Annotated in this window: 3 protein-coding genes; all 3 read left to right on the top strand. The window is 66.7% G+C overall.

The window, feature by feature from the left end:
- Window positions 1–268 precede the first annotated feature (268 nt).
- Window positions 269–1684 carry an efflux transporter outer membrane subunit gene (locus tag I5W_RS26640; protein ID WP_044531524.1) on the top strand — a complete coding sequence of 472 codons (1416 nt, stop codon included), beginning with the start codon at window positions 269–271 and terminating at the stop codon, window positions 1682–1684.
- Window positions 1685–1686: 2 nt separating this feature from the next.
- Entirely contained in the window at window positions 1687–2763 is a 1077-nt protein-coding gene (locus I5W_RS26645) for an HlyD family secretion protein (protein WP_044531525.1), read from the top strand.
- On the top strand, window positions 2760–4654 hold a 1895-nt coding region (gene rbbA, locus I5W_RS26650; protein ID WP_044531526.1), incomplete at its 3' end, for a ribosome-associated ATPase/putative transporter RbbA. The genes I5W_RS26645 and rbbA, both read left to right, overlap by 4 nt.

Below are 4654 nucleotides of genomic sequence, written 5' to 3' on the forward strand. Positions count from 1 at the left end.
ACGTGGCGGCCGAGGTCAGACACTTCGTGGATCAAGTCGGCGTGGCGCAGTAAGACGCTGCCCTCGCTATCTCCCGCCCAGTCTGTGTCATCAGACTAGCGCCCCATGGCACCCTCCTTGATATTACCGACTCATCAGTCAGTAACCTGACGTACATCAATCGCGTTTCCAGCAAGCCTCTTCATAATGTGGACACAGAAGACGAAGCATTTCGTCGCCACATTTTCTGCTTACGCCGATGCCAACGATGTGCGAGCCCCCTCCAAGAATGCGTCTGCTGCTGGTTGCCTTGCCGCTGTTGCTGGCGGCCTGTCAATCGATGGCGCCGACCTACCAGCGGCCGGCAGCACCGGTGGCTGCACACTATCCGCAGCAGCCGGCCGGCATGGAGGCAGAGGCCCAGGCCCTGGGCTGGCAAGCCTATTTCCGCGATCCCCAGTTGCAAGCCCTGATCACCCAGGCGCTGGCCAACAACCGCGACTTGCGGGTGGCGGCCTTGCGGGTGGAAGAGGCGAGGGCGCTCTACGGTATCCAGCGTGCCGATCTGTTGCCCAGCATCGGCGCGCAAGTCGGTGTTGATCGCTCGCGCACCCCGGCCGACCTCAACCTGACCCAGCGTCCGCTGGTGGGCAGCGCCTACCAGGCCGGACTGGGCTTGAGCAACTGGGAAATCGACCTGTGGGGCCGCCTGCGCAGCCTCAGCGATGCCGCCCTGCAAAGCGCCCTGGCCAGCGAAGCCACGCGCCGCGCCGCCGCCCTGAGCCTGGTGGCGCAGGTGGCCGATGCCTATCTGGAACTGGCCGAGCTGGATGAACGCCTGGCCATCGCCCGCGATACCATCGCCAGCCGCCAGGAGAGCTATCGCATCTTCTCGCGGCGGGTCGAAGTCGGCGCCACCTCCAGGCTGAACCTGACCCAGATCGAAACCCTGCTGACCCAGGCCCAGGCGCTGGGGGCCCAACTGGAGCAACTGCGCGCCCAGCGCGTCAATGCCCTTAGCCTGCTGGTGGGCGCACCGCTGGAGCTGCCGGTGGGCCAGGCGCGCAGGGCGCTCGACGCCACGTTCCCCGAACTGGCAGCGGGCACGCCCTCATTACTGCTCACGCGCCGTCCCGACGTGGTGGCGGCCGAACTGCGTTTGAAGGCGGCCAATGCCAATATCGGTGCGGCACGCGCGGCCTTCTTCCCCAGCATTTCCCTGACCGGCAACCTGGGTACGGCCAGTGCCGAACTGAGCGGTCTGTTCCGCGATGGCAGCCAGGCCTGGACATTCTCGCCCAGCATCACGCTGCCCATCTTCACGGCCGGTCGCCTGCGCAACAATCTGGACCTGGCCGAGGTGCGCCGCGATATCGCGGTGGCCAATTACGAAAAGACCGTGCAGGGTGCTTTCCGCGATGTGGCCGATGCGCTGGCCGCACGCCAGTGGCTGACCCGGCAGTTGGCCATCGCCGAGACCGCGGAACAGGTGCAGAGCGAGCGTGCGCGCCTGTCCACGCTGCGCTATGACAACGGCGCCGCGCCGTTCCTGGACGTGCTCGATGCCCAGCGCGACCTGTTGAGCGCCCGCCAGCAACGGGTGCAGATCCGGCGCGCATTGCTGTCCTCGGCGGTGGCGCTGTATGCCGCGCTGGGTGGTGACAGCAGCCAGGCCACGGCCTTCCCCCTTCCTTCCGGATCCTGATCATGACGCTTGAACACGCCAAGAAACCCCTGCTGGCCGCCGCCCTGGCCGTGATCCTCGCCGGCGGCGCCTACTTTGCCTGGCAGCGCCTGCATCATGGCGGCCCGGGTGAGGGATTTGCCAGCGGCAATGGCCGTATCGAAGCCACCGAAGTGGACGTGGCCACCAAGCTGGGTGGGCGTGTCGATGCCATCCTGGTCAACGAAGGCGATTTCGTCAGCGCCGGCCAGCCGCTGGCCCATATGCAGGTGCTGTCGCTGCAAGCCCAGCGCGACGAAGCCCTGGCGCGCCAGCAGCAAGCGCTGTCGGCGGTCGCCAGTGCCGAGGCCCAGGTGGCCGTGCGTGAAAGTGACTACCAGGCCGCCCTGGCCCAGACCGCGCAGCGCGAGAGTGAACTGGATGCGGCGCGCCGTCGCCTGGCGCGTTCCGACGTGCTGGTCAAGGAAGGCGCTTCCTCGCTACAGGAAGTGGACGACGACCGCGCCCGCGTGCTGGGCATGGCGGCCGCCGTCACCGCCGCCAAGGCGCAAGTGACCGCCGCCCAGGCTGCCGTGGCTGCGGCGCGCACCCAGGTCAGCGGCGCCAAGTCGACGGTGACCGCGGCCGTGGCTACGGTCCAGCGCATCAAGGTCGATATCGACGACAGCACGCTCACCGCCCCGCGTGCCGGCCGCGTGCAATACCGCATCGCCCAGCCCGGCGAAGTGCTGGGTGGTGGCGGCAAGCTGCTCAACTTGGTGGACCTGAGCGATGTGTATATGACCTTTTTCGTCCCCGAAGCCGTGGCCGGCAAGCTGGCCCTGGGCAGTGACGCGCGCATCGTGCTTGATGCCGCACCCCAGTACGTGATCCCGGCCAGGATTTCCTTCGTCGCCAGTACTGCCCAGTTCACGCCCAAGACGGTGGAAACGGCCAGCGAGCGCCAGAAGCTGATGTTCCGCGTCAAGGCCCAGATCGATCCGGCGCTGCTCCAGCAACACCTCGCACTGGTCAAGACCGGCCTGCCCGGCGTGGCCTGGGTACGCACCGACAAGACTCGCGCATGGCCCGAGCAACTGGCGGTGAAGGTTCCGCAATGACGCCAGCGCCCGGCGAGCACGGCGTGGCGCGCCTGACGGGCGTGTCGCTGCACTATGGCCAGCGCTGCGCGCTGGAGAACGTCTCGCTGGATATTCCCGCTGGCCGCATGGTCGGCCTGATCGGCCCCGATGGCGTGGGCAAGTCCAGCCTGCTGTCGCTGGTGGCCGGGGCGCGCGCCTTGCAAGCGGGGGAGGTCAGCGTACTCGGTGGCGACATGCGCCAGGCCGAGCATCGCCAACAGGTCTGCCCGCGCATCGCCTACATGCCGCAAGGCCTGGGCAAGAATCTCTATCCCACCCTGTCGGTGGAAGAAAACCTGCAATTCTTCGCTCGCCTGTTCGGCCAGGGCGCAGCCGAGCGGCGCCGTCGCATCGATGAATTGACGGCCGGCACCGGCTTGTCCGCTTTCCTGGCGCGGCCGGCCGGCAAGCTCTCCGGTGGCATGAAGCAAAAGCTGGGCTTGTGCTGCTCGCTGATCCACGATCCCGATCTGTTGATCCTGGATGAACCCACCACCGGCGTGGACCCGCTCTCGCGCGCCCAGTTCTGGGACTTGATCGCCCGTATCCGCGCGCAACGCCCCGGCATGAGCGTCATCGTCGCCACCGCCTACATGGAAGAAGCCGACCGCTTCGACTGGCTGGTGGCCATGGACGCAGGCAAGCTGCTGGCCACCGGCACGCCTGCCGAACTGCACGCCCGCACCGGCACGGCGTCGCTGGAAGAGGCGTTCATTGCCTTGCTGCCTGAAGAGAAACGGCGCGGCCACCAAGCCGTACAGGTCACGCCGCTGGACGACAGCAACGCTGCCGAGGTAGCCATCGAAGCCAAGGGCCTGACCATGCGCTTTGGTGATTTCGTGGCGGTGGATCATGTGGATTTCCGCATCCGTCGCGGCGAGATCTTCGGCTTTCTCGGCTCCAACGGCTGCGGCAAGTCCACCACCATGAAGATGCTGACCGGGCTGCTGCAAGCCAGCCAAGGCCAAGCCTGGTTGTTCGGACGCGAAGTCGATCCGCGCGACATGACCACGCGCGCCCGCGTGGGCTACATGTCGCAGGCCTTTTCGCTGTATGGCGAACTGAGCGTGCGCCAGAACCTGGTGCTGCACGCCCGCCTGTACCGGCTGCCCGAAGATCAGATCGCCGCCCGCACCGAGGAAATGGCGACCCGCTTCGGCCTGCAGGATGTCATGGACAGCCTGCCCGAAAGCCTGCCGCTGGGAATCCGCCAGCGCCTCTCGCTGGCGGTAGCCATGGTCCACAAGCCGGAACTGCTGATCCTGGACGAACCCACCTCGGGGGTCGATCCGATCGCGCGCGACCTGTTCTGGCAATTGATGATCGACTTGGCGCGCCGCGACCAGGTGACCATCTTCATCTCGACCCACTTCATGAACGAGGCCCAGCGCTGCGACCGCATTTCGCTCATGCACGCCGGCCGGGTGCTGGTCAGCGCCACCCCGAAAGAGCTGGTGCGCCAGCGCGGTGCGGCCAGTCTGGAACAAGCCTTCATAGGCTATCTGGAAGACGCCGCGGGGAAGGGCGACCCCGCGCCATCGCCCGCACAAAACGTCATATCGGCCCCGCAAAAGGCCAAGCCGCGCCCCGGTCGCCTGCGCACCAGCCTGGGCCGCGCCCTGAGCTACAGCCAGCGCGAAAGCCTGGAGTTGCGGCGCGATCCGGTACGCGCCACGCTAGCCCTGCTGGGCACGGCCATCCTGATGTTCATCATCGGCTATGGTATCAATCTGGATGTGGAAAACCTCAGCTACGCCGTGCTCGACCGCGACCAGACTGGCCTGAGCCAGAACTATGCCCTGAACCTGTCCGGCTCGCGCTACTTCATCGAGAAGCCGCCCATCGCCGATTACCAGGACCTGGATCGACG

The organism is Herbaspirillum sp. B65, from assembly GCF_000333555.1.
Classification (GTDB): Bacteria; Pseudomonadota; Gammaproteobacteria; order Burkholderiales; family Burkholderiaceae_D; genus Herbaspirillum; species Herbaspirillum rubrisubalbicans.

What these genes read in the sequence shown, in the direction of transcription:
- I5W_RS26640 (WP_044531524.1), top strand. Translation starts at nt 269, where the DNA reads ATGCGTCTGCTGCTGGTTGCCTTGCCGCTGTTGCTGGCGGCCTGTCAA.
- I5W_RS26645 (WP_044531525.1), top strand. Translation starts at nt 1,687, where the DNA reads ATGACGCTTGAACACGCCAAGAAACCCCTGCTGGCCGCCGCCCTGGCC.